Raw genomic sequence first — 24,632 nt, 5'->3', positions numbered from 1 at the left:
CCCTAATCGATATCAGTACAGCTTTTTCATTTTGACTACCAGCTCTGGAAAGGACTGCCCGAATTCCTCCGCGGGAATAGGCCGGCTGAAGTAATAACCCTGCACTTCATCGCATTTCTGTACCTGCAAGAAGCGCAGCTGTTCTTTCTCCTCCACGCCTTCCGCGACGACTTCCAAATTCATGCTATGGGCCATTGCGATAATAACGCTGACGATGCTCGTCCCATTCTCTTCTTTGCTGATGTCTCTCACGAAGCTCTGGTCGATCTTCAACCGGTTAATGGAGAAATTCTTCAGGTAGCTCAAGGAGCTGTAGCCGGTTCCGAAATCGTCGATACTGATTTGAATGCCCAAGGAGTGCAGATTGCGCAGCATCGGAATGGCATGCTCGACGTTCATCGTCATCGTCTCGGTAATCTCGAGGTCCAAATACTTCGGGTCCAGGCCGGATTCGTCCAGCGCGGACTTGACTACGTCGACGAGTCCTTCGTCCAGAAATTCCATGGAGGACAGATTGACGGAAACGCGAAACGGAGGCAGCCCCTCATCCTGCCATTGCTTGTTCTGCCGGCAGGCGGTGCGAAGCACCCAGGTGTCGATCTGATGAATGAGCCCCGTCTCTTCGGCGATCGGAATAAAATCGTTCGGCGGTATTAAGCCTTTGATGGGATGCATCCAGCGGACGAGCGCCTCTACGCCTTTCAGCTCCCCGGTGCTGATGTCGACCTGGGGCTGATAGTGCAGCCGGAATTCATTGTTCTCGATGGCCTTCCGGAGCGAGCTCTCGAGTACGATCCGCTCGCGGGTCGTAATGTTCATGTCGGGCGAATATAACGCATAGGTGTTCAAGCCGCGGCTCTTCGCGCTGTACATTGCCGTGTCCGCCGTAATCATCAGCTCTTCCAAATTATGGCCGTCCTTCGGGTAGATGGAGATGCCCGCGCTTGCCGTCAGATGGAAGTCATAGCCGTTCAGGTTAAGCGGCTCGCTGAACACGTTGAGAATATCCTTGACCCGCTTCACGGCTGCTTCCTCGCAATTGGCTTGGGAGAAGGCGAACATGAATTCATCCCCGCCCATCCTTGCGATCAATTCGTCCGGCGCCAGAATTTCTTGCAGCCGCGAGGCAACCATCACGAGCAGCGTGTCGCCGCTGGAGTGACCAAGCGTATCGTTGATGATTTTGAACCGGTCCAGGTCCAGGCATACGACGGCGACCTGCCTGTTGCATTCCTGCATCTGGTGGATGAGCGAGGTCACCTTCTCCTTAAAGAATCGGCGGTTAGGCAGCTTCGTTAAGTCGTCGTGATTGGCTAGATAGTTGTACCTTTCCTCCGCCTTGACGCGGTCGGTGATACTTCGGAATTGGCCGAAGGCCCCCAGCAGCTTCTTCTTCTCGTCATAGAGGGGGAAGGCGTCGAACAAGCAGACCAGCCGGTCTTCGGTCTCGTTGTGCTCGAAGCTCATCTGAATATCTTCGAAGGTTGTTCCGTTCTGGATGACCTCGTAAATATATTCGCCCATGCTCGGGAGGAAGCGGACCTCCGTGCCCAGCATCTCTTCCTTGGTTCTGCCGGTGAACAGCTCCGCGTATTGGTTGAACGTAATGATCTCGCCCTCCCGGCTCGTCAGAACGATGCCGTTGCGGGTGTTATCCATAATGATTTGGTTTAAAATATTGAGTTTCTGATTCTGTTTGCGCAGGAGCAGCTCCCGCTCGATGGAATCGACCGTCGTCGCCAGCATCGTGATCATCATCGGATTCTGGAATTCCTTGGCGGTCATGATCGTCAAGGTGCCCAGCAGGTCATTGACGTCCGTATAGTGGAATGCGACCGCATAGCAGGCACTGCCGTGCAGATATTCATGGTAATGGTCATCGCCGATCAGTTCGATGGGCGACTGATTATACTTCAGCGACATGTTCACCACATTGGTTCCCATGCTCGCTTCCGTGAATTGGACGCCCGGGCTGATGCCAAGGTCGTAAATGGTCTTCTTGATCGTCTCGTCGCCCATCATATGCAGCACGAAGCCCCGATCGTCGCAAACCGACAACAGCAGCGGCGTCCCTTGCAGAAGCTGCAAGACTTTATCGCCGAAGAAACTGACCACCGATAAAATTTCTTCGTACTCTTCTCTTAAAGTCCCGAGTTCCGCAGGTGTCAAAATCTTCTGAGGAAAGGGAATCTTCCTCGGATCCATGCCAATTTGCTCACAAAATCGATTCGATTGCATAATAAATTCAGGCTTCTCCGTCCTTATCACTATTTCGGGCCCCCTCTACTAGCCGCTTTGAAAGCGCTCTAACGCTTTTCTAAAGTATTAAATGTAAAAGTTTTACATTTAATTATGTTCTTATTCTATTACTGTAGCGGTTTCAATTTAGTCGGACAATAGAATAATAGGCAAATCATCTGAAAAACACAGAGTTGAGAAGGATGAGGATATTCTGCCGGCACACAAATAGGAGGAATGATCGAGTAAGGAAAGCCATGCGGGAAGCTCCGATTGGTTCGTTGGCACGAAAACGTTCATTAACATAACATACGGAACGAAGGAAAGTCTGTCATCAAGTACGAAATTTAAACATTCTTTAAGGATAAAAAGAGAGTGATTTTACTAGTATTGTAGTCGATTTCCGTTTTTTTGTCGATAAATGTCTCTTCCGACGGCGGCTGGCCGTCTTCCCCGAACGCCTTTCAGCGGGTATGACAAAAGAACCGGTCTCTCCGCGAGACCGGCTGCTGCCGCGTAGGACTTAGGATCGAAGTTCCGCCGTTTACTCCAACTCGAGTCCTGCATCGCCGCTGATGACGGTTCCGATATCGCCCCCTTCGCAGATCGCCCTCATCGATCCGGGCCGATCGAAATTGAATACATGCATCGGAAGCTTGTAATCTCTCGCCAGAATGAACGCCGATTGATCCATGACCGTCAAATTCCGCTGCAGTACATCGTCGTAGTGGAGCGATTTGAACTTCCTCGCTTGGCTGTCGCGCTTCGGGTCGGCATCAAACACGCCGTCGACGCCTTGTTTCGCGACCAACAGCGCCTCGCAGTTCACTTCGATGGCCCGTTGAACCGAAGGGTAATCGGTCGTCACGAACGGCTGCCCGTTGCCGCCCGCGAAGATGACGATATAACCTTTCTCCAGATGGTGCATGGCCCGCAGCCGGATATAAGGCTCCGCTACCGATGTCGCCGGTATGGACGTCATGACGCGAATTTCCTTGCCGGTTCTCGCTTTCAATACGCCGCGAAGCATCAGGCTGTTGATGACCGTCGCCAGCGTCCCGATGTTGTCGGCCTCCGCCCGCTCGATGCCCCATGTCTCGGCCATATTGCCGCGAAAGATATTACCGCCGCCGATGACGATCGCCACCTCGACTCCAAGATCGAGCACCGACATAATCTCGCTGGCGATATGCTCCAGCCTTTCGGATGCAAACCCGAATTCCGAACCTCCCGCAACCGCCCCGCCGCTAAGCTTGATCAGCACTCTCCGATACCTGGCCATCCGCTCACCTCCGCAAGAATAAAAAAACACCAAAGCACGATGCGCTTCGGTGTTTGAAAGAACGTGAATAGGAATGACGAACAGCCGTCCGCTCGCAGCGAATGCGTCGCTTCTTCATATCCCCCGCCCCCTTTGGTTCGATTCAATCACTTTATTGTATCCCGTTCTGCGTCGCGCTGGCAATGTCATCCTTATTTCTTTTTGATGATGCGCTATACGCATGCTTTGCTTTAATGTTGCTCCCTAACCCTGCGAAGCCCCAGACGTCCGGCCAGCGTGGCCGCTAGAATCATGACCATGACGAGCAGGCCGCAGATCAAGCCGATCACGCCGGGCCAATCGTAAGCCGACAGGAACGCGCCGCCCGTCGTGCCGAGCAGGCTGGAACCCAGATAATAGAACAGCAGATAAAGCGATGAGGCGTAGGCCTTGAACGGCTGCGGCGCCATCTTGCCCACCCAGCCGCTTGCGACCGTATGGCCCGCGAAGAAGCCGCAGGCGAACAGAACGATGCCGATGATCGTCCAGACGAGACTGCCGGCGAGCGTGAACGCGGCGCCGAGCAACGACAGGATGACGCCAAGGGCAATCAGCCCCGCGCGCGAGTGCCGGTCGGCGAGCTTCCCGAACAGGAACGAACTCCAGGAGCCGACCAACTGGAAGACGAACAGCATGCCGATGACCGTCTGGCTCAAGCCGTACGGAGGCTTGGCGAGCAAGTAGCCGATATAGTTGAACAAGGTTACGTAGCCGCCGAGCAGCAGGAAGCCGGCCGCATAGAGCGGCAGCAGCTTTTTGTTGGATAGACCGCCCTTCAGCCCGTCCAGCCAGATGCGCAAGGAGATGCCCGCCGGCTTGAAGTTGCGCGACCGCGGCAGGTACAGCCAGAACAGCATGCTGCAGACGAAGCTGAATAGGCCGAGTATCAACAGCCCGATATGCCAATCGAATAGATCCGTCAGCAGGCTGACGATCACGCGGCCGACGAAGCCGCCGATCGCCGTTCCGCCCACGTAGACGCCCATTACTTTGCCGATGCTGGCCGGCGCGATTTCTTCGTTTAAGTAAGTCATGGCAATCGCCGGGAACCCCGATAGGCTAATCCCGAGCAGCAGCCGCAGGACGAGGAGCAGATGAAAGCTATGGCTGAACGAAGAGAGAATGGCGAGCACGGACGTCGCGAACAGCGAGACGACCATGATGCTCTTCCTCCCCCAAGCGTTCGAGAAGGCCGAGACGAACATCATGCAGAACGCCAGCGAAATGGTCGAGAATGAAATCACCATGCTGGCCGATGACGGCGACACCTGGAATTGTTCGGAGAATTCCCCAAGCAAGGTTTGCGGACTATATAGAACGGCGAATGTCACGATGCTGCCGAGCAGCATGCTGAACAGCGCGCGCTGGTAAGCCGAACTCCCTTTGTCAATGAATGCCATATGAATGCCGACCCCCAACTCTTGTTTCTGGCTGGTACCTAGTTTACGCCTCGACAATTCATAACGTCCAATTTATTATTGATATACAAATGATGCATTTTAGTTACTGGTATGACGAAAGGAGGCCGCGAATAAGGTGGAATGGCAGCAGCTTGAATATTTTCGCGTGGTCGCCCGGACCGAGCATTTCACGCGGGCGGCTGAACGGCTCGCGATATCGCAGCCCGCGCTGAGCCGGTCGATCACCCACTTGGAGGAGACGCTCGGCGTTTCGTTGTTCGACCGCGTCGGACGCTCCGTGAAGCTGAACGCTTACGGCCGGCTGTTCTTGACCCGGGTCGAGAAGGGGCTGCAGGAGATCCAAGACGGCATCCACGAGCTCCAGCAGTTGAAGGATCCGTACACCGGCACAGTATCGCTCGCATTCGTCATGACCTTCGGACTGAGTCTGCTGCCGGACTTCATCGGCAAGTTCAACCAGCTCTATCCGCAAGTCAAATTGCAGCTCTTCCAGAACACGACCGCCGGGATCATACGGCAGCTGTTAGACAGCGAAGCGGATCTCAGCATATTGGGAGCGATCGACCATCGAAACCAATTGGAATGGCAAAAGCTGCTCGACGAGGAGCTGTACGTGTACGTGCCCGCGAAGCATCGGCTTGCGGACCGGGACGCCATCCGTTTGGAGGAGCTGTCGCAAGATCCGTTCATCAGCTTCAAGAAAGGCTACAGCATGCGCGCGCTGACGGATCAGTTCTGTCAGCAAGCCGGCTTCACGCCGCATATTGTCTTCGAAGGCGAGGACGTGGCCACCGTATCGGTTCTCGTCTCCTCCGGTATCGGAGTGACGCTCATTCCCTCGTTCACGGGCATCACGTCCAATAAAATCAAGAAGCTCCGGGTAACGGAGCCGCTCTGCCGCCGCGAGATTGGCCTTGCATGGCTGAAGGGCCGCACGCTGTCGCCCTCGGCCGATCTGCTGCGCACCTTCATACAGAGCTACTTTCAATAACCATGCCTGCGTCCCGTCATCCGCGTTCATGAATCGGCTGAATCGGCTGCCCGCCCACAACAAAAAGCGTCCCTCGCTGCGCGAGACACGCAGTTAAGGACGCTATTCGGCCATGCTCTATTATGTCCATGATGACAAACAGCGAGCGCTTAATGCTGTCCGTTCACGACCAGCTTCACGTCAATGTTGCCGCGGGTCGCCCTGGAATACGGGCACACGCCGTGCGCCGCCTGAACAAGCTCCTCGGCGGTCTGCTGATCGACGCCGTCCACGTTCACATGCAGCTGCGCCGCCAGCTCGAATCCGCCGTCCGCCGCTTTGCCAATGCTGACATGCGCCGTAACGTCCGTTCCCGTATGCTGCACTTTCCGCATGCGAGCCACCAAATTCAGCGCGCTGTCGAAGCAGGCCGCATAGCCTGCGGCGAACAATTGCTCCGGATTCGTGCCTTCCTCGCCGTTTCCGCCCAATGCTTTCGGCATCCGCACATTGACGTCCAAGACGCCGTCGGACGAGGCCACCCTGCCGTTTCTTCCACCTTCTGCTGTTGCGATTGCGGTATATAGTGTCTCCATTGTGCCTCTCTCCTTTTGATTTATTATAATTCAATTGTACACAATTTAATTTTACATAAGTTAATTTAACATGCCTGTTCCTAAAAAGCAACACGTCGCCATACGGGTATTTTTGCCGTGCAGAACAGGGCGAAGCATGCGCAAAAGCAAAAAGAAAGCCGCCCCAAGGTCTTGGAGCGGCTTTGTGCGGCTTTGTCTTATGCGGTTGAATCCCGCTGCATGGATGCGGCATCAGCTCGGCATCCTACTATTAGCTGTCGTTAATCTGCCGCCTGCACGCTTCCGGCCCGCTGTCCCAGAAACCGGACGCCCTGCCGTTCCAGCTCGCCGTGCAGCTGATGCATGGAAACGTCCCGCATCGAACAACCGGTATCGAGCGAGATGGCCGCAGCCGCGCCCGCTGCCTGGCCAAGCGCATAACATGTCGCCTGCACGCGCATGGACGACATCGCGACATGCGTCGCGGAGATCGCCCGGCCCGCGACGAGCAGGTTGTCGAACGCCTCGGGCACCATGCAGCGATACGGAATGTCGTACCCGTCGACATGGCGCTCGTCCGTCGTTTTCTTCGCATCGGGACTGTGGATGTCGATTTCATAGTTCGTCTGCGCGACCACGTCCGCGAACCGCGTGCCGCTCACCACGTCCTGCTCGGTCAACGTATAGAGCCCCTCGATTTGGTTCGTCTCCCTGACGCCCGTTTGCGGCGCGATATGCGTCAGCGCGTACGTCTCGAACCCCGTCCGCTGCAAGTAATGCGCGATGGAGTAAACTTGCCGCAGCGCTTCCACTTCCGCGTAGTTGATCTCTTCGATCTTCGCGCCGTTCGCCTTGACCCGCGACATGTTGACGAGCAGCGAACCGTCGTTGTTTTGCTCCCAATAGAGTCTCCGTCCTTGCGGCAGATCGGACACTTCGTTATAGAGGTAGCAGCCTTCCGGCAGTATGGGCGTCACCGGCTTGCCGGTATTCTGCATCATGAACATTAACGTCATCGGCTGCGTGAGGCCATCCTCTTCCCTGCCCGTGCGATGAGGGACGCCCGCGTCGATCGCCACCCGCGCATCGCCCGTGCAATCGATGAACTGCTCGGCTTCGAAAGCCCGCAGCCCTTCGCGCGTCGAGACGATAACCGCATTGATCCGGCCATCCTCATGAACCGTGCCGATAAATTCGCAATGGTAGAAGACCTGCACGTTCTCTTTCTTCATCTTCTCGTTAAAATATTGCCGCAGCAGGAACGGCGAATATTGCGGCGCGATGGACTGATCGTGATCCGCCGGCAAGTATTCCGCCAGCACCTCGGAGATGATCTCCCGGTAGATGCCGGTCACATTGCCGACAGGCATGAAAATGCTTACGTTAGCGAGCGTCCCCATACCGCCCAATTGCGCCGATTTCTCCAGCAGGGCTACCTTCTTCCCGCTTCTTGCCGCGCCGATCGCGGCAGCCGTGCCCGCAGGGCCCCCTCCGATAACGATAATGTCCGCATGCAAATAAGTTTCGATCTGACGCTGGAATGAATAAGATTGGCTTTGGCTTGGCATTTCAATAGCTCCTCTCCCTTAAGGAAGCGGCAGACCCGCATACGCAGGGCCGCCGCCATATACTATGAATGATGACCTGCTGCCAGTCGTTGTCTGATCTCCGCGCTACCCTCTGCGCCGGCAGATATAACTTGCTGTCCTTATTCCTTCATCGCGAGCGATTCCTTGACCGCCTCGGCCGCCCCGTGCAGCGCATCGATCACTTTATCGCACCATGCGTCGAAGGCCGGGTCTTCGGTTTGCAGTTCAGGATGGGCCAGTATATGGTTCACCGTCGCTTTGATTCCTTGATCGAAGCGCGTGGTCGCCGCGAATCCCGGAACGAGCCGCTTCAGCTTCGTATTGTCGAATACGACGGAGTTCGCTTTATCTCCGATCAAGCCGCCCGTGTAGTCCTCTTGGCTGCAAGCCGCCAAGAACGACGACGATACATGGACTGCCTGGAGCTTCACGCCGAGCGCGTCGGCAATGGCTGCATAGATCTGGTTCCAGGTCACCGTTTCATCCGACGTAATTTGCACCGACTCTCCGATGGCATGCAGGTTGCCCATGAGACCGATGAAGCCTTGAGCAAAATCGCCGTTGTGCGTCATCGTCCACAAGGACGTGCCATCGCCGTGTATAATGACAGGCTTGTTCTCGAGCATGCGCTTCGCGACCTGCCAAGAGCCCTTGCTGCCATGCACGCCAAGCGGAATGGAGCGCTCGTCGTACGTATGGCTCGGCCGGACGATCGTAATCGGAAACCCGTTCTCGCGGTACTGCTTCATCAGATATTCTTCGCAGGCAATCTTGTTCCTGGAGTATTCCCAGTAGGGATTCGCGAGCGGCGTGCTCTCGGACACCCGATAATCGGACAGCGGTTTCTGGTAAGCCGACGCCGAGCTGATGAAGATAAACTGCTTCGTTTTCCCGCTAAACAGCCGGAAGTCCCGCTCCAGCTGCGCAGGGCGGAAGGCGATAAAGTCCGCCACGACGTCGAAATTCAAATCCGCGATCAATTGCGCGACATGCGCCTCGTCGTTGATGTCCGCTTGAAGAACGTGCACGTTCTTCGGCAGACTGCCGCTGCGATTGCCCCGGTTCAGCAGATACAGCTCGCACCCGGTCTCCGATAATTGTTTCGTGATCGCGGAACTGATAATTCCCGTTCCCCCGATAAACAGCGCTTTCATATGCCACCTCCGCAAAGAATTGATACCGTCTTTGTATCTATTCGCTTCTTGCTCGGGGAATCCTTCGTATACGCTTTCATTCGACAGCTATCGCACCATAAATTTCGTACAATGAAACTCACAAGGTGAGCCGGCCGCCGGCCGTTGGCCGTTGGCGGCACTCGCCGCGTTTTTATGACCCTCCATTCAACTATATACAAGGGAGCGTTGATGCGAATGAGCCGATTACGAATGAGCTTCTCCTTCCTGATTGTCTTCAGTTTAGTGACCGGTGCCGCTGCTGTGGGCTATGCCGCCCCAAGCGCGGCATCCCAGGAATCCAGCCGTTTCTGGGCATCGTCGACATCGGATGATTGGCTGGCCAAAGGATGGCTGCACGGCTACGCCGACGGGACCGTCCGGCTGGGCAAGAGCGTCTCGCGTGCCGAGTTCCTCGCCTTCGTCAACCGCGCGTTTGCCTTAACGAATGCAGGCCCTGCGGATTATCCCGACCTTCGCCGGGATGCCTGGTACGACGGCGATTTCGCCATTGCTCTCCGGGCGGGATACGTCGACAGCATCGGCGGCCTGATGCGGCCCGCCCAGGCCGTCACCCGCGAGGAAGGCGCGTCCATGCTCGCCTCGCTGCTCCATCTCGACCTCGCGGACGAAGACGTATCCGCCTTCAAGGACGGCGCTGATATTGCCGCTGCCAACCGCGGGGCGGTAGCCGCGCTGTTCAAGATCGGGGTCCTGAACGCGTTCCCGGAAGACGGCTTCAAGCCGGCCGAGCCGCTCACGCGGGCTGGCGCCGTCGCCATGATCTATGCCGCTTGGGAGACGGGCATGGCCGGGAATTGAAATGGCGGCTGATTAAGACGGCCGACGGTCGATACGGCAATCGAAAATAAAGCTTGCGGACGGCACCTAATCAGGTGCCTTTTTTGCGTTTTCACGTATACCTCTCCGATCAAACGGGTTGGATATTCCTTAGATGATAGGTAAAAAGAATCATAAAAGAACAAAAAGATTAAACAAAGTAAAATTAACAAGATATTAATTCGGAGTTGATTTGGATTTTACACTGCAACTTTATCATTCGAATAGTAGAACACGTCCACAGATAGGGTTTGGATCAGGAAGGAGTGAGAAGGTTGGCTGCCATTCACATGAAAGAAATTACGAAGACGTACTCGAATGGAAAAACCGTCATCGAAAATTTGGAGCTTGAAATTAAAGATCGTTCTTTCACGGTGCTTCTCGGCCCATCCGGCTGCGGCAAAACGACGGCTCTACGCATGATCGCGGGACTCGAGGAGGTAAGTGCCGGGCAGATGTACATTGGCGACAAGGACGTCACGAAGGCGGAACCGGGCGAACGAGGCATCGCCATGGTATTCCAAAACTATGCGATCTATCCTCATATGACAGTGCGCAAGAATATCGAGTTCGGTTTGAAAAATATAAGGCTTCCCAAGGATGAGATCGGGAAACGAGTCGAGCAAGTGGTGAACATGGTCGGTCTGCAGGATTACGTGAACGCCAAGCCCTCCACATTATCGGGCGGACAACGTCAGCGGATTGCGCTGGCCAGAGCGATATCGAAACAGCCCGAAGTGTTCCTAATGGATGAACCGTTATCCAATTTGGACGCCAAGTTACGCAACCAAATGCGAAGCGAGCTCATTGAGCTGCACCGTAATTTGCAATCCACGTTCATCTTCGTCACGCACGATCAAATCGAGGCGATGACGATGGCTACGGATATCGTGATCTTCAATCATGGGATTATCATGCAGCAAGGTACGCCGAAAGAAGTGTATGTAAATCCGTCCAACCTGTTCGTGGCGACCTTTATCGGCGATCCGGGCATGAACACGGTCCTTCTGCCGGCCATCGGCACGATCGGCTTTCGCCCCCAGAAAGTGAAGCAGACGATGCAGGCGGATTTTCAAGGCGTACAAGCCTCCGGGATCATCATGACCAAGGAAATGCTGGGAATGGATCACTTATACCACGTTGCGACCGGCCTCGGCACGATCATCATGAAGACCGAAATCGACTTCGATTCGGGAGAACGGGTCGAACTCTACATATCCGAGCATGATCTGTACTACTTCGATACCAATGAACAGCGAACGAGAGATGCGAAGCTGATCGAATCCGCGTTGAACAAGGTCTCATCGATGGAGGGTGTCACTGTGACTCGCAATCCAATGGCCAGCCATGTGTATGGTTAATAAAATCCTTCGCAACCCGTATGTGCTTATTGCGCCGGCCGTCATTCTCGTATGCGTATTTTCCTTATATCCGGCCATCTTCGCGGTGCAGGTCAGCTTCCTCAACTGGGATACCGTGCTAGGTACGAAGCACTTTGTCGGATTGAAAAACTACATCAACATTTTTCATGATCCCGTGTTCTGGAAGGTCATGAGAAACACGCTCTATTACAGCCTCTTTACCGTCGTGATCGGGATGGTACTCGCCTTTCTGCTAGGAATCTTCTTTCAGGAGAACAAATGGGTGGACAATCTCGTGCAGAGCATTATCTTCACGCCGCACATTCTGTCCAGCGTCTCCATCACCGTGATGTGGATGTGGCTGATGGATCCGGGCAGGGGCATTCTCAACTACGTGCTGCATCAGGTTGGACTGCCGACGCTCAAATGGATGATGAGTCCCGATACGTCGCTAATGTCCATCATCATCGTCACCATTTGGAAAGGGCTTGGCTACAGCGTAATGATCGTGATCGCAGGACTGCAGTCCATCCCCAGCTACATTTATGAAGCCGCCAAGCTCGACAATGCCGGGAGATTTACAAGACTGTTCCGCATTACGCTGCCGCTGCTGTCGCCGACGCTGTTCTTCATGTTCATTACGGCGACCATCGCTTCCTTCAGTTCATTCGATATCGTGAGCTTGATGACCAAGGGCGGACCGGAGAATTCGACGAATTTGGTCGTGTACTGGATCTATCAGATCGGATTCTTACAGTTCAATATCGGTAAAGCAAGCGCGGGCTCGGTCCTGTTCATGCTGTTCGTGAGCATCGTCGCCATCGCGAATTATTACTTCTTCGCCAAGAAAGTCCACTATCAATAGAAGAGGATGAAGTAACGATGAGATATACGGTCAAAGCCATGCGCGTCCTCATGCTCCTTGCGTTAGTCCTCACGTTCGCGTTCCCGTTCGCCTGGGTAGTGAGTACCTCCCTGAAAACGTACGTGGAATCCATCCAATTCCCGCCGGACTTGATTCCGCACGTCCCGCAGCTCGTCAACTACAAGACGGCATGGATTCATATTCATTTCTTCCATTACGCGACGAACTCCGTGATCATCACGCTCTCCGTTGCATTCGGACAGCTGCTCGTTTGTATACCGGCTGCCTATGCCTTTGCCAAGAAGAAGTTCAGGTTCTCCGGTATTCTCTTCGCGCTGGTCCTGGTCGACTTGGTGCTGCCCACCCAAGTGAGCTTCGTCCCCATGTACGTGCTGGTCAGCGACTTGCACTGGCTCGACACCTACTGGGGCCTGATCGTCCCATTTGTGTTCTCGTCCTTTACGATCTTCTTCCTGACGCAGGCATTCCGGCAAATTCCCGAAGAATTGCTGGATGCCGCCAAGCTCGACCAAGCCTCCGAGCTGCAGATCATTACCCGGCTCATGGTGCCGATCTCGAAGCCCTTCCTATTGACCACCCTCTTGTTCACCTGCATCGGCAAGTGGAACGACTACTTCTGGCCGCTCGTCCTAACCAATTCGGAAGCCGTACGAACCTTGCCGATGACGGTTAAAAGCTTGGTTGCCGATACCCGCGGCGTCACCCATTGGAATGAAGTCATGGCAGGCAACATGATGTTGATCATCCCGGTGCTCGTTCTCTATCTGACGGCGAACCGCTTCATTAAGAGTGCTTTTGTCTACGGTATTAAGTAACCCTTAATATAAAAATCAAGTGGAGGCTAGCGACAAATGAAATGGAATGCGAAGCACGCAGCAATGATGGGTATCTTGGCGTCGGCAATCGCCGTAACCGGCTGTTCCAGCACGTCGAACAAATCAGACAATGCGCAAGCCGGTTCGAATGCAAATGCGAATGCAGCTACTCCTGAAGCAGGCAAAGAGAAAGTGAAAGTCGATTTCTGGTCGATCTGGGATCCGACCAACGGCAACGGCAAGCTGATCGCGGACGAAATCGTAAAATTCAACGAACAAAACCCGGATATTGAAATCGTCATGTCGGGTCAAGGCGGCTATGACGGCGTAGCGGAGAAGTTAGAGGCCGCGCTCGTTGCGAAGAACACGCCCGTTATCGTCCAAATCGAAGAATCCTTCCTGGCCCGCTATAATCCGATCGCGGCGGATTTAGGCAAATATATGTCGCCAGCTACCATCGCCAACTATAACGAAGGCTTGACTCGATCCAGCTATGTAGACGGCGCGTTCAAAGCGGCGCCGATGAACCGCAGCACGCCTATTCTGTACATGAATGCCGATATGCTGAAGGCAGCCGGATTGGATCCGAAAGGGCCCAAGACATGGACGGAACTTCATGAATACGCCAAAAAGCTGAGCAACCCCGCGAAAGGAATCTATGGATTCTCGGGATACTGGGATTCCGATGCTTGGTACTGGGAGTCTGCCGTGTACTCCTATGGCGGCGAGATGGTCAACAAGGACGGCACGCAGGTCGTGTTCGATAACGACAAGGGAACCGGCATCATTAAGTTATTCCAAGACATGGTTAACGATAAATCGATGCTTAACGCCTACAGTGCGCAAGACAATCAATCCGATCTCATTAAACAAAACTTCTTTGACGGCAAGGTGGCCATGGATTTGGATTCGGTCGGCGCGATGGGCGATCTGACCACGAATGCCAAGTTCAACGTCGCGGTGGCCTTCCAGCCGCAAGAAGGCGGCAAGAACGTGGTCGTAACCGGCGGCGCGAACATGATCGTCCTCGACAAAGCGACGGAAGAGCAGAAGAAGGCGGCGGGTAAATTCCTTGACTTCTTGGCGAACGACGAGAACGTGACGAGCTTGTTCAAGACGTCGGGCTACTTGCCGACGACCAAGTCTTCGCTGGAAACGCCGGAAATGAAGCAATGGCTGCAAGAAAAACCGCAATATCAAGTGGCGATCGACCAGCTGCAGTTCGCGCACAGCCGCCCTTGGCAGAAAAACTGGAAGGCCATGTACACGGTTATTCTAGACGATCTGAAAGGCGCGATGATCGACACCTCGAAGGATCCGAAGGAAGTTATCCATCATGCCGCGGCAGCAGCGCAGCAAATCATCGACGAAAACAAATAAACGGAGTAAGGGAGAGAAGCATCAACATGGCGACAAGAAACGGATTTATGGACGGCGGCAGCTGGTATAAAGGCAATTTGCACGGACATACCACCTTATCCGACGGCAAGCTGACGCCGGAACAGTTCCGCGAGGCTTATAAGCAAAAAGGGTATCATTTCATTGCGCACTCCGAGCATGACTTCTTCTCCAACTTCGAGCAGGAGAACGAACCGAATTTCATCCTGCTGCCCGCCAGCGAAGTGGGCATTCGCATGCCGAAAGACGATGTCCGAATCTTCCATCTCCATGTCATTATGGGGACGGACGAGCACCTGGCAGCGGCGACGAAAGAGCCGCTCAAGCATATGGAGCCCATCGTTTGGCCGGATTTCGTAGGCTTTGAGACGGCGCAGGCATTCATCGACGACATGGTGGCACGAGGCAATATCGTGATGTTTAACCATCCGCACTGGTCCACGGTAGAATGGGAGGACGTCTATGCGCTCGAGAATCTGTTCGCGCTGGAAGTTTACAATCATTGCTCGGAATGGATGGAGAACATGGGCAATTCCCGCGTGATGTGGGAGACGCTGCTGCGCAAAGGCAAGAAGCTGTGGGGCACGGCGACGGACGATAATCACAACAATTATCCGCTTGACTCCATCTACTGCGACTCCTTCGGCGGCTGGGTCGTTGTCAAAGCTCCCGAGCTGACGCGGAACGCCGTGATCAGCGCATTGCTCGAAGGCAGCTTCTACTCCTCGACAGGTCCGGAAATTTACGATTTCCGCATCGAGAATGACGAAGTCATCTTCGAATGTTCGCCGGTGGAGCGCATCTACATGAACGGCGATCTTCGCCAGTATCAAATCGAGTTGGGCGAGAATATCACGTCGCTTCGCAAAAAATTACGCGGAGACGAGAAATTCGTCCGAATCGAATGTTATGATAAGTTTGGTAAATTCGCGTTTACCAATCCCATTTATTTGGATTAATCGTTCGATCTGTAGATCAACCCGAAATGCAGATCGGCTGTATTTCGGGTTGATTACATTATTGGAGTAGGTGAAGCATTGTGCTGCAGGTTGAACGAATGAGCATGATTTTGGCGGAATTGAATGCCAAGGGCAGAGTAACGGTCAACGAACTCGCCGAACAATTGAATGTTTCCAAAGTGACGATCCGCCGGGATCTCGACGTATTAAGCCGGGAGAATAAGCTGATTATCGTGCACGGGGGCGGAATCAAGCCGAACTTCACCCTTTACGAAGCGCCGTATAGCGATCGCAACTCCGTCTTTATCGAGGAGAAGCAGCGCGTTGGCATGAAGGCGGTTGAACTGATCAACGATTACGATGTGATCGCGCTCGGCGTAGGTACGACGACGATTCAAATCGCCAACCATTTATTCAACAAGAAGAACCTGACGATCATCACCGGATGCATCCAGGTATTGAATAGTCTCATCGAGCGGAAGAAGTCCGGGTATTTCACGGGAAAGCTTATTTTTCTCGGAGGTGAGATCGACACGGATCAAATGTTTGCATCGGGCTCGATGACGATCGAATTGCTGGAGAAATTCCATATCGATAAGGCTTTCATCGGCGCGAACGGTTATTCGATCGCCGACGGCATTACCACCTATGACATCGATGAGGGCAATTTTCTGAAAAAGATGGTCCAGCGTTCGAATAAAGTGCATGTCGTGATCGATCATTCGAAGATCGACGTCAAATCCATGTACACGTATGCGGAGTATAATGATATCGATTGCGTCATTTGCAATATAGATCCCCCGATTGAGTGGAAAGAAAAACTCACCTCTTCCGGCATTGATTGGGTAGTGGCTGATTGAGGGAATCATCGCGAAGGAAGGTTTACGTTCATGCAAGTACCCAAAACGATTGTGGATCAGCACGTACATTCCGGCTACTCGCCTGACTCGGAAGAACCCTTGCGAAATATCGTTGCCCATGCCGTAAAGCTTGGCAAGCCAGCTGTCGTGACGACGGATCATTTCGATTATGACTGCAAGTTTTTCAAGAAAGACATCCTGATCGATATGGACAGCTATGAACGCGAGGTAGCCGAATTGCGTCAAACGCATGATATCGAAATTCGGAAAGGCATCGAGGTCGGATACCGGCAGGACTATCACGAAGCCATCAATCATTATCTGGAGCGCTATTCCTTCGATCTTGTTCTTCTCTCCGCTCATAATAACGGCGTGGTCGATTATTCGGAGGAAGCCTTTGTCAACCAACCGATGGATCGCATTCTGACAGAGTACTTCTCACATGTCTGCGAAGCCGTCGAACGGATGGATAATTACGATGTGGTTGCCCATCTCGATTACGTCGCCCGTTATACGAAGACGATGGTCGGCGTCCCGGATTACGAGCGCTGCCGCTCGATTCTCTACGACTTGTTCAAAACGATCATACGCAAGGAGAAAGTGCTGGAGCTGAATACGACCGGACTGTTTCGGCAAGGGTGGATCCATCCGCACGCCTATTTGATCGAGATGTACTTGGATTTGGGAGGGAAACGGTTCTCGCTGGGCTCGGATGCGCATCGGGTCGGCAGCATCGAACAGGGATTCGGCCAGGCGCTCGACTTGCTGAAATCGTACGGCATTCATGAAGTCGTGCAATTTCGGAATCGTGTTCCGCAGCTAGTGCTCATCTAAGCATCCGGCCGATTCAATATTTACGCACGGCGAGGCGGCGGAAATGCTCGGTCACGGCGACGGGCCGGCTGCCGGCCAAGAAGCGGCGGTCGGGCACTCGCCATGTATGGGTGCGTTTATCTTTTCTGCGGACATAGACGTAGTTGTAGGGAGAAGTGGCGTAGATGGAATAGCCTTTACGCGTACAATCGCGCAGAAATTTAACGTCTTCGCCAAGAGAGATATCCGAGAAGCGTACGTTCCGGGTGACACGCTTGCGGAACAAGAGCGTCCCGCCTTGAATGAAGCCAACGAACCGGTTTCTTTCCCTGGGTGATCGAATGATCAGTTTCTTGCTGGCAGCCAGATAGACCAGGCATGCGTGCTTGCCGGCAACCGGACTTCGCGTGCGCCGGAGCGCATTGACCTGCTCCCTTAAATAGTACGGCGAATAGAAATCGTCGTGGTCGAATTTCGTAATGAGCGGATATTTGGCTCTGCAGATGCCGCAGTTCAAGCATTGGCCGAGCGAGATTCGCTCCGGTACTTGGTAGATGGTTACATGAGGATAACCGGCGGCCTTGCGCCGCCATTCCTTTGCGTTAATGCTGTCTTTATTAATAATGATGATCAATTCTTTGCGCGCGTAACGCTGGTTGCGGTAGTTGTTCAGGATGTTCATCAAGAAGTCGGGGTGATTCGTGCACGTAATAATGGAAACGCCTGGTTTGGACAAGAGATCCCCCTCCGATCGGTCACTTCACCTAGTTCCGTAATGGTAGCAAATTCAAACGGCGCGCGTTTTGCTTGGGCTGCTTGGGCTAAACGAATGCGTGGTAAACGGACAGAAAGAAAGATACCTCGACGCTAGGTGCCTTCCTCGACGGATATATAAGACCACGGTACGCACTCGCACAACCAAACGTTGTTCTCGGATAGGTAAAACCGGGATGCCCTCTCCATACGGCGTATGCTCATTTCACTGCGTAATACTTCAACAGGCTGTCGATGCGCGCCTGATTGGTTTGCAAATACAAGTTCATCCACGCCAATAGCTGCGCATCGTCCGGCGGCACGGCCACCGCGATCAGATCGACCTGATCCTGCATGATGTGCAGCTGCAGGTCGATGGAGTCGCCCGGATTGTCCGTAATCAGCTGCTTCAATTGCAGCTCGTCGTAATAGATCGCCGCAACCTCTCCCCGGAGCACTGCATTCATCGCTTCCTGGGGAGTCGGAAACTGGACGATCCGGGCTTTCGGAAACAACAGGCCCGCATAGCTGACATACGATGTGCCGGCGATGACGCCGATTCGAATATCCGTTTGACGGAGATGCTCCATCGGGTCCGCGCTCGCGGAGCCTAGCCGGGCCAGGGCAAGCCGGTTCAGCAGGAGGCCCTGATGCAGCGTCAGGTACGGATTCGAGAACATCACCTTCTGCGCCCTGGGCAGCGTTGCGCTGAGCTTCGACAAGGCGATGTCCGCCTGCCCGGAAGCCACTTGGTTCACGACTTCATCGAAGGAAGATGCCGTGCGCACGTATTCGACATCCACTCCCATTTGGGCCGCGACATCCGCCGCCAGCTCCACGTCGCTTCCCGCGAGACGACCGCCGTCATCGCGGTAAAAGAACGGCTTGCGGTCGGCTGAAGGCATGGCGACCCGCAGCTTCCCCCGCTCATGAATGGCTCTCATCCCCGGAGGCAAGGCCGCCAGTTCCGCATCCGTAACCGATCGCTTCGCCGTCGTCACGACGAACGGATTCGTCTCTTCCTTCGCAGCGGAGAGACTGTTCGAAGCGCTGCTTGGGCTGCAGGCCGTCAGGATCATCAGTCCGCACAGCAGCAGGCACGCCAACGGATAGCGCATCTTACCCGCAACAAGCTCCGGCTGCCCCCCTCTCCCTGCGATCATACGTCCATCCTCTGCTCGACGACGACGACCGCCCCAGCAGTCGTTGCCGTATGAGTAATGCTAAGATGGCAGACGTACGGGACGTTCATTTGCCTGTGGACGGCCTGAGACAGCACGATCACCGGTTTGCCCCAGTGATCGGGCAGCACCTCGATATCCCGCATGCCGATCCCCTTCGGCAGCGCCAAGCCGAGCGCCTTCATGAGCGCTTCCTTAGCCGCAAAACGGCCGGCGAGCCATTCCGCGCGGCGATGCGGATGGGTCAGCGCCATAAAAGCCATATTTTCGTTGTCCGTCAACAAGCGCTCCGACAGCCACTCATTCTCGTTCGCCATCTTATGGAACCGGTCGATGTCCACGAGATCCATGCCGACACCTAGAATCACCTGTCACGCCTCCCTTTCCGCACCTGTTAAATAAAGGTATCCATCCCCGCCCCGATATGCATGTTCTGCCCGCTTACGAGACGCTCGGGTACATGGAGCAGCCAGTCGAGCGAAGCGGCAACCAGCTCCTGCGGCTGCGGCAAGTACGGCTTCAGCGCATGGATTTCCAGCTTCTGCTTCAGCGCTTTCCGATCCGTCCGCTCCTCCGGATCCGCATAACAGCCGCACGTAACGGCATTGACCGCGATTCGGAACGGCGACAGCTCCTTCGCCAGCGTCTTCATCATGGCGATCGTGCCATGGTTCAAGACCGGCGAAGACGGATAGTCCGCGTAATACAGACTGTCCGCGAGCAGGAGGAAGGCGATATGCCCCTTCTTATCCCTAGCCATATGCGCGGCAGCCGCACGGCTGTAGAGCATGCGGGAGCGAAGCGCGGCCGACGTCTGCCGGCCGAAGGCTGCGGGATCGGCGTCGTAACAAGCGTCTTCGTCTACGATCGCCGCGCCGTGGATCAGCATATCCAGTCCGCCCATATGACGAATGGCCCGGCCGACCGTTTCCACGATTCCCGCCTCGTCGTCCGAGGCGCCGATCAACGGAATGAACCGCGAGCGGTTCGATTCGCTCAATCCTTCCATATACCCATTCGCCTCTTCGGCATCCGCGACCGGCAAAGCAACCGAACAGCCCCGCTCCAGCAGACCGTTCAGCACTTCCCGCTCGAACGGCTTGCCGGATGGCGTAATCAAGACCGCCTTATTCATCGCAGCATTCATCGCAGAAAACCTCCGTCCACTCGCAATACCTGCCCGGACAGATAACCCGATGCACCGCTGGCTAGCGGAAGGATCGCGGCCGCGATCTCGTCGGCCGTGCCTTGGCGTCCCAGATTCGTGTGATGGAGGAAATTATCCAGCTTGGCAGGAGGGATCTGCTCCGTCATCTCGGTGGCGATCATGCCGGGCGCTACCGCGTTGACGCGGATGCCTTCCCGCGCATGACGCCGGGCCAGCAGCTTCGTCAGGCCGACCACGGCACCTTTGGCCGTGCTGTAGTTTACCTGCGCTTCCCTGCCATGGAGGCCGGAGACGGAAACGACATTAATGACAGCGCCGCCGCCCTGCTGCCGCATGTACGGGATTGCTTCCGCGGCGCACAGCAAGGTGCCCTGCAAATTCGTATGCAGCACGGCATCCCATTCTTCGACGGTCATCCGCATGGCCAAATTATCCCGCGTGATGCCGGCATTGTTCACCAGGATATCGATGCGCCCGAACTGCGCCTTCACCTGCCGCATTAGCGTTCTTACGAAGACCGGGTCATCCACCGAGCCCCGATAGAAGCGGCCGGCAATCGACCTCGACGCCATCTCCGCCTCCAGCTTCGCCGCAATCTCCCCGCTCCTGGCATAGACGCCGATAACGGTCGCTCCCGCTTCCGCGAACCGTTCCCACACCGCTCTTCCGATGCCCCGCGTAGCCCCCGTTATGACGGCAACCCGATTCTGAAGCGTCAGCGCGCCGTCTTCATTGTTCATAGGCTTCCGGCCGCCGGCCGAAGCTCGGCCTGCTCCCGGACGCTGGCTTCGATGAACTTGGCGATGGAAGACGCATTGTACAAATGCTCCTTCAATTGATCCGCGGCAATGCCCTCGACCATGACGCCGAACACGACCTCCAGCCCCACCATGATCTCGAACGCTTCGACCGAATCGAGCCCGAGGCCTTCTCCGAACAAAGGCATGTCGTCATCGATGTCCGCCGCCGTCACGTCTTCCAGCTCCAGCCGCTCGATCAGCAGCTTCTGCTTCACCGTCTCCTTGATCTCCTCCAATGAAATCGTGCTCCAGTTCTTCATGCGATCTCCTCCGCTTCATCTGATTGTTTGTCGACCGCCCCGATTACGGCGGCAGCCGCATTGCCGTTCACCGATATGCCTATGGCCAGCACATGCCGCATCGCGCCGGGTTTCACCCATTCGGCGGCAGCTTCGAGCGCCAGCATGGAACCGACCGATTCGCCGTACCCGTATCGCTCGTTCACGCTTTCGATCAGGATGTCCGGTCCCGCAAGCCGCGCGCGCACGATCTGCAGCTGAGCTTCCCACTCGCCCGGACGGCCCGCACCGTCGAGCAGCACGCCTTCGACCTGCTCCGGCAGCAATCCCGCTTCCGTCAGCGCGCCATCGATGGCGGCTGCCAGCGCACCTTCTCCATAAGCCATGCCGAAGCCTTGCAGTTCCGCCATGACCGGCTGCCCGCCCTGCAAGGCGACATCCAAATCCGTCAAAGCCAGGCAAACGCTGCCCTCGAGCGGGCGGAAGCGGCTCTCCGTCAAGCCTTTGGCCCGGTCGATCTGCTCCGAGAGGCCCGACCGTTCCTCGCCGGCGGCGATAAGGAACCGGTCGTGCACGCCGCTGCGAATGCTGCCGCAGGCATAAGCCGCGGCCATGATGCCTTCTGCCCCGCCGCTGCTGAGCGAGCTGCTGAAGCCGCCGAGCGCCAGCTTCTCCGCCGTTTTGCCGGCGATCGAGTTGATGACCGTATACGGAAAATAAATGCTGCTCGCGAATTCCGGCCCGTTCATGAACACGCTGTTCAGAAACTTGCCGATACTATCGGTGCTTCCCCGCGAGGTGCCGCAGATAAAGCCGATCGCCCGCTCGGGCGGGCCGTCGAGCGCCTGCCCGCCGTCAGCCCAGCCCGCATCCGCGATCGCCGTCCGTACCGCGCCGATGCTGAATTGGCACAACCGGTTCATCCGCCGTTCGTACCGGCTTGGATCGAACGCCTTCAACGAGAACGTGCATGCCCCCGCCTTCGGCAGCTCTGCCGCGTCTTGGTCGGCGCGGCGAATTGGGTCGGAGACGCTCCCTTGCCGCACGCTGCTGCCGATAACGGCACCGATGCCGACGATGCCGATCCTTCGTTTCGGGTTATACGCAGACACGACCGCCGCTTCATCGTCAGCCAAGCTTGTCTTGGCCACGATGGACGAATTATGGCCGCCGAATGCCGAATTGTTGTTCATGATGAAGCGCGGCTTGCCCTCGGCCATATCGTTGGCGATGATGTTCAGCCCTTCGCAGCCTGCCCTCGGCTCGTCGTAATGCAGCGTCGCCGGCAGCAGGCCATGTCGGATCGCATACAGCGAGGTGGTCAATTCAATGACGGCCGCAGCCCCGAGCGCATGGCCGAAATACGCTTTGCTCGAGCTGAGCGGAATGCCGTCCAAACGTTCCCCGAATACGCTGCGCAGCCCTTTGATCTCCGCTTGATCGTTAGCCTGCGTACCCGTTCCGTGCGCATTGATGTATTCGATTTGCGATGGGGATACACCCGAATGGCGCAAAGCCATCGCGGCAGCCGTCCCGATTCCCCGGCCTTCCGGGTCGGGCGCCGTCTCATGGTAGGCATCGTTGCTCAGCCCGTAGCCGCACAGCTCCGCATAGATCGTCGCCCCCCGTTCCAGCGCGCGCTCCAGCGGCTCCAGCACGACGAACGCCGCTCCTTCGCCCAAGCTCAGTCCGAAATGGCTGGCGAACGGGGAAGCCGGCGCGGGATTTAATGCCCGCAGCACGTTGAAGCCGGCATACACCGCGTGCGATAAAGGATCGGAACCGCCGGCCAGCATGGTATCCGCATAGCCCCAGCGAATCATGTCGTACGCGTAGCCGATGGCATTGCCGCTCGCCGCGCAAGCCGTATGGATGGTCGTTACGGGTCCGTTCAGCCGGAAATAATCCGCAACGTCGTCCCCCTGCTGGTAGAACGGATAGCGCCCCGTCCGCTCGTCATCCAGCTCCGTTACCGTCCATTGCGCTTCCAGCGATAATATGCCGCCGTTGCACGTGCCGAGCGCGGCGCCCATCCGCGTTCCTTTCGCCGGCCCCCGAGGCAGCCCGCTGTCCCGAAGCGCTTGATCCGCGGCCATGATCGCGTACTGCGCGCAGAGATCGTACTTCTGCCGCTGCGCCTCCGTGAAGAACGTCGCCGCCTTGTCCGTTCTCAGCTCGGCGCCGATCCCGCTGTGCAGCCGGGCCGTCGGAAACCGCCCGATCGGTCCGATGCCCGTCTCGCCTTCCCGCATGCGGGATAGCACGTCTTCGAAGGTATCGCCGAGGGCGCCGAGAATGCCCATGCCGGTAATCGCGACGCGCCGTCTATCCAATGCTGCCGCCATGCGCCTGCCCCCTTGTCGTCATGATTGTTTTATACGCCGCCCGTCGCTCCGAAACGCCCGTCGCATAAGGCATAAGCCAGCGATCCAGCATTTTGCGCATGAACGGCGCTTCGTTATTCACGGCGAAGATCGCTTTGGGGATGCCGCGTTCCAGCTGGATGGAGATCGATTGCGCGATCAGCATGAATGCACAGCCGGACAAGCGCAGCTCCGGCGTTACATAAACGCTGTCGTAGAGCACGGTATCGTCGGCGATGCGATAGGTCATGCACCAGCCCACCGTTTCCCCGTGAAGCCGCAGGCCGAGGCTGTTGCTCTCCTCCGCCGGCAGCTTGGATTTGAACGGCGAGAGAAAAGCCGGGTACAGGCTGCCCTCCGCTTCCAGCAGGCGCGCCTTCTCCTCCGGGCCGATCTCGTGCCAATAGAAGGAACGCATGCCCTTCGGCATGGCGGTCTTCCGAATCCAAGCCGCATCCGCGATGCGTTTGTCGGTCTGGTACACTTTTCCCTCCGAAACGGGTTCAGACCAGCCTTCGCGATGCAGAAAAGCTTCCACGGCAGGCGTAATGGCCTTGCCCGAATAATACGTAAACGACAGCCGCTCGCATGGCATGTCCCGGAGAATCCGTTCCGCTTCGCGAAGCAGCGCCGTCCCGATGCCTTGCCGGCGATAGGCCGCTTTGACGAAGACCGAGACGACCTCCGCGTTCCCGCCGTCCTCCCGGAAATGAATGACGACCAGGCCGACCGCCTTCGCTTTGCTTGTCCCTTCCGACCATTCCGTCCATTCCGCCCCGACGGCGAAGCTCGTCCGGCCTCCATCCTCCCGGTACAGCAGCGAACGCGCGTAATGATAAGTCAGCGTCTCATAGGGCATGCACGCCGCTGGGTCCAACCGCTTGACGATTAACATGAACATCCCCCTCGC

The 24,632-nt window shown here is 56.0% G+C and carries 23 protein-coding genes; 9 read left to right on the top strand and 14 right to left on the bottom strand.

The genetic code is table 11. The features are described 5' to 3' along the window. Positions 1-12: 12 nt before the first annotated feature. From GZH47_RS16995 to GZH47_RS16985, 3 genes are all read right to left on the bottom strand, one after another. The gene (locus tag GZH47_RS16995) at positions 13-2,205 is read right to left on the bottom strand and encodes an EAL domain-containing protein (protein WP_225446106.1); all 2,193 of its coding nucleotides are present in this window, start codon (positions 2,203-2,205) and stop codon (positions 13-15) included. Between the two features lie 577 nt (positions 2,206-2,782). After that, positions 2,783-3,520 carry a UMP kinase gene (pyrH, locus tag GZH47_RS16990; RefSeq protein WP_162641817.1) on the bottom strand — a complete coding sequence of 246 codons (738 nt, stop codon included), beginning with the start codon at positions 3,518-3,520 and terminating at the stop codon, positions 2,783-2,785. Between the two features lie 230 nt (positions 3,521-3,750). Further along, a complete protein-coding gene (locus GZH47_RS16985; RefSeq protein ID WP_162641814.1) occupies positions 3,751-4,959 on the bottom strand; it encodes an MFS transporter in 1,209 nt (402 codons plus the stop codon). 136 nt (positions 4,960-5,095) lie between these two features. Here GZH47_RS16985 and GZH47_RS16980 point away from each other — a divergent pair, with 136 nt between their 5' ends. Beyond that, positions 5,096-5,971: a LysR family transcriptional regulator gene (locus tag GZH47_RS16980; RefSeq protein WP_162641810.1), complete on the top strand. Its 876-nt coding sequence runs from the start codon at positions 5,096-5,098 to the stop codon at positions 5,969-5,971. A 149-nt stretch (positions 5,972-6,120) separates the two neighbouring features. Here the strand turns inward: GZH47_RS16980 and GZH47_RS16975 are convergent, their stop codons facing one another. The 3 genes from GZH47_RS16975 to GZH47_RS16965 all read right to left on the bottom strand — a co-directional run bounded on the left by GZH47_RS16975 (position 6,121) and on the right by GZH47_RS16965 (position 9,268). Beyond that, on the bottom strand, positions 6,121-6,546 hold the full coding sequence (locus GZH47_RS16975; RefSeq protein ID WP_162641806.1) for an organic hydroperoxide resistance protein: 426 nt from the start codon (positions 6,544-6,546) through the stop codon (positions 6,121-6,123). Positions 6,547-6,806: 260 nt separating this feature from the next. Continuing rightward, positions 6,807-8,093 (bottom strand): FAD-dependent oxidoreductase, encoded by a 1,287-nt coding sequence (locus tag GZH47_RS16970; RefSeq protein ID WP_162641796.1) that lies wholly within the window; start codon positions 8,091-8,093, stop codon positions 6,807-6,809. A gap of 140 nt (positions 8,094-8,233) precedes the next feature. Further along, positions 8,234-9,268: an SDR family oxidoreductase gene (locus tag GZH47_RS16965; protein ID WP_162641791.1), complete on the bottom strand. Its 1,035-nt coding sequence runs from the start codon at positions 9,266-9,268 to the stop codon at positions 8,234-8,236. A gap of 216 nt (positions 9,269-9,484) precedes the next feature. On the opposite strand from GZH47_RS16965, the gene GZH47_RS16960 reads away from it, so the two are divergent. The 8 genes from GZH47_RS16960 (at position 9,485) to GZH47_RS16925 (ending at position 17,239) form a co-directional block, all read left to right on the top strand. Beyond that, positions 9,485-10,108 (top strand): S-layer homology domain-containing protein, encoded by a 624-nt coding sequence (locus tag GZH47_RS16960; protein WP_162641786.1) that lies wholly within the window; start codon positions 9,485-9,487, stop codon positions 10,106-10,108. A 293-nt stretch (positions 10,109-10,401) separates the two neighbouring features. Then, positions 10,402-11,487, top strand: a complete 1,086-nt coding sequence (locus tag GZH47_RS16955) for an ABC transporter ATP-binding protein (RefSeq protein ID WP_318653371.1) — start codon at positions 10,402-10,404, stop codon at positions 11,485-11,487. Beyond that, entirely contained in the window at positions 11,480-12,352 is an 873-nt protein-coding gene (locus GZH47_RS16950) for a carbohydrate ABC transporter permease (protein WP_162641781.1), read from the top strand. The genes GZH47_RS16955 and GZH47_RS16950 overlap by 8 nt, the downstream gene beginning before the upstream one ends. Before the next feature lie 17 nt (positions 12,353-12,369). Then, positions 12,370-13,188: a carbohydrate ABC transporter permease gene (locus GZH47_RS16945; RefSeq protein WP_162641777.1), complete on the top strand. Its 819-nt coding sequence runs from the start codon at positions 12,370-12,372 to the stop codon at positions 13,186-13,188. Positions 13,189-13,224: 36 nt separating this feature from the next. After that, positions 13,225-14,568 (top strand): ABC transporter substrate-binding protein, encoded by a 1,344-nt coding sequence (locus GZH47_RS16940; protein ID WP_162641774.1) that lies wholly within the window; start codon positions 13,225-13,227, stop codon positions 14,566-14,568. 26 nt (positions 14,569-14,594) lie between these two features. Continuing rightward, positions 14,595-15,545, top strand: coding sequence for a CehA/McbA family metallohydrolase domain-containing protein (locus GZH47_RS16935; protein WP_162641771.1), 951 nt, complete (start codon positions 14,595-14,597; stop codon positions 15,543-15,545). A 98-nt stretch (positions 15,546-15,643) separates the two neighbouring features. Then, positions 15,644-16,405: a DeoR/GlpR family DNA-binding transcription regulator gene (locus GZH47_RS16930; RefSeq protein WP_162641768.1), complete on the top strand. Its 762-nt coding sequence runs from the start codon at positions 15,644-15,646 to the stop codon at positions 16,403-16,405. A gap of 30 nt (positions 16,406-16,435) precedes the next feature. Beyond that, positions 16,436-17,239, top strand: coding sequence for a histidinol-phosphatase HisJ family protein (locus GZH47_RS16925; RefSeq protein ID WP_162641763.1), 804 nt, complete (start codon positions 16,436-16,438; stop codon positions 17,237-17,239). A 13-nt stretch (positions 17,240-17,252) separates the two neighbouring features. Here the strand turns inward: GZH47_RS16925 and GZH47_RS16920 are convergent, their stop codons facing one another. From GZH47_RS16920 to GZH47_RS16885, 8 genes are all read right to left on the bottom strand, one after another. After that, complete coding sequence (locus tag GZH47_RS16920) at positions 17,253-17,954, bottom strand: glycosyltransferase family 2 protein (RefSeq protein ID WP_225446105.1); 702 nt, start codon at positions 17,952-17,954, stop codon at positions 17,253-17,255. 238 nt (positions 17,955-18,192) lie between these two features. Further along, complete coding sequence (locus GZH47_RS16915; protein WP_162641761.1) at positions 18,193-19,134, bottom strand: ABC transporter substrate-binding protein; 942 nt, start codon at positions 19,132-19,134, stop codon at positions 18,193-18,195. Continuing rightward, complete coding sequence (acpS, locus tag GZH47_RS16910) at positions 19,131-19,520, bottom strand: holo-ACP synthase (protein WP_162641757.1); 390 nt, start codon at positions 19,518-19,520, stop codon at positions 19,131-19,133. The genes GZH47_RS16915 and acpS overlap by 4 nt, the downstream gene beginning before the upstream one ends. 26 nt (positions 19,521-19,546) lie before the next feature. Continuing rightward, entirely contained in the window at positions 19,547-20,299 is a 753-nt protein-coding gene (locus GZH47_RS16905) for an SDR family oxidoreductase (RefSeq protein ID WP_162641753.1), read from the bottom strand. Then, positions 20,296-21,060, bottom strand: coding sequence for a 3-oxoacyl-ACP reductase family protein (locus GZH47_RS16900; protein ID WP_225446104.1), 765 nt, complete (start codon positions 21,058-21,060; stop codon positions 20,296-20,298). Before GZH47_RS16900 ends, GZH47_RS16905 begins: the two co-directional genes overlap by 4 nt. Continuing rightward, positions 21,057-21,380 carry a phosphopantetheine-binding protein gene (locus GZH47_RS16895; protein WP_162641749.1) on the bottom strand — a complete coding sequence of 108 codons (324 nt, stop codon included), beginning with the start codon at positions 21,378-21,380 and terminating at the stop codon, positions 21,057-21,059. Before GZH47_RS16895 ends, GZH47_RS16900 begins: the two co-directional genes overlap by 4 nt. Further along, entirely contained in the window at positions 21,377-23,704 is a 2,328-nt protein-coding gene (locus GZH47_RS16890) for a beta-ketoacyl-[acyl-carrier-protein] synthase family protein (protein ID WP_162641744.1), read from the bottom strand. Before GZH47_RS16890 ends, GZH47_RS16895 begins: the two co-directional genes overlap by 4 nt. After that, complete coding sequence (locus GZH47_RS16885) at positions 23,685-24,617, bottom strand: GNAT family N-acetyltransferase (RefSeq protein ID WP_162641738.1); 933 nt, start codon at positions 24,615-24,617, stop codon at positions 23,685-23,687. Before GZH47_RS16885 ends, GZH47_RS16890 begins: the two co-directional genes overlap by 20 nt. Positions 24,618-24,632 lie beyond the last annotated feature (15 nt).

The organism is Paenibacillus rhizovicinus, from assembly GCF_010365285.1.
In the GTDB taxonomy this organism is placed as follows: domain Bacteria; phylum Bacillota; class Bacilli; order Paenibacillales; family Paenibacillaceae; genus Paenibacillus_Z; species Paenibacillus_Z rhizovicinus.
This window is presented reverse-complemented; position numbering and strand designations above follow the sequence as displayed.

Bases quoted from the DNA above. Each gene is read 5' to 3' on its own strand.
- GZH47_RS16885 (WP_162641738.1), bottom strand. From the start codon at position 24,617: ATGTTAATCGTCAAGCGGTTGGACCCAGCGGCGTGCATGCCCTATGAG.
- GZH47_RS16905 (WP_162641753.1), bottom strand. From the start codon at position 20,299: ATGAATGCTGCGATGAATAAGGCGGTCTTGATTACGCCATCCGGCAAG.
- GZH47_RS16945 (WP_162641777.1), top strand. From the start codon at position 12,370: ATGAGATATACGGTCAAAGCCATGCGCGTCCTCATGCTCCTTGCGTTA.
- GZH47_RS16950 (WP_162641781.1), top strand. From the start codon at position 11,480: ATGGTTAATAAAATCCTTCGCAACCCGTATGTGCTTATTGCGCCGGCC.
- pyrH (WP_162641817.1), bottom strand. From the start codon at position 3,520: ATGGCCAGGTATCGGAGAGTGCTGATCAAGCTTAGCGGCGGGGCGGTT.
- GZH47_RS16985 (WP_162641814.1), bottom strand. From the start codon at position 4,959: ATGGCATTCATTGACAAAGGGAGTTCGGCTTACCAGCGCGCGCTGTTC.
- GZH47_RS16895 (WP_162641749.1), bottom strand. From the start codon at position 21,380: ATGAAGAACTGGAGCACGATTTCATTGGAGGAGATCAAGGAGACGGTG.
- GZH47_RS16935 (WP_162641771.1), top strand. From the start codon at position 14,595: ATGGCGACAAGAAACGGATTTATGGACGGCGGCAGCTGGTATAAAGGC.
- GZH47_RS16970 (WP_162641796.1), bottom strand. From the start codon at position 8,093: ATGCCAAGCCAAAGCCAATCTTATTCATTCCAGCGTCAGATCGAAACT.
- GZH47_RS16960 (WP_162641786.1), top strand. From the start codon at position 9,485: ATGAGCCGATTACGAATGAGCTTCTCCTTCCTGATTGTCTTCAGTTTA.
- GZH47_RS16915 (WP_162641761.1), bottom strand. From the start codon at position 19,134: ATGATCGCAGGGAGAGGGGGGCAGCCGGAGCTTGTTGCGGGTAAGATG.
- GZH47_RS16965 (WP_162641791.1), bottom strand. From the start codon at position 9,268: ATGAAAGCGCTGTTTATCGGGGGAACGGGAATTATCAGTTCCGCGATC.
- GZH47_RS16930 (WP_162641768.1), top strand. From the start codon at position 15,644: ATGAGCATGATTTTGGCGGAATTGAATGCCAAGGGCAGAGTAACGGTC.
- GZH47_RS16900 (WP_225446104.1), bottom strand. From the start codon at position 21,060: ATGAACAATGAAGACGGCGCGCTGACGCTTCAGAATCGGGTTGCCGTC.
- GZH47_RS16995 (WP_225446106.1), bottom strand. From the start codon at position 2,205: ATGGATCCGAGGAAGATTCCCTTTCCTCAGAAGATTTTGACACCTGCG.
- GZH47_RS16890 (WP_162641744.1), bottom strand. From the start codon at position 23,704: ATGGCGGCAGCATTGGATAGACGGCGCGTCGCGATTACCGGCATGGGC.
- GZH47_RS16925 (WP_162641763.1), top strand. From the start codon at position 16,436: ATGCAAGTACCCAAAACGATTGTGGATCAGCACGTACATTCCGGCTAC.
- GZH47_RS16940 (WP_162641774.1), top strand. From the start codon at position 13,225: ATGAAATGGAATGCGAAGCACGCAGCAATGATGGGTATCTTGGCGTCG.
- GZH47_RS16975 (WP_162641806.1), bottom strand. From the start codon at position 6,546: ATGGAGACACTATATACCGCAATCGCAACAGCAGAAGGTGGAAGAAAC.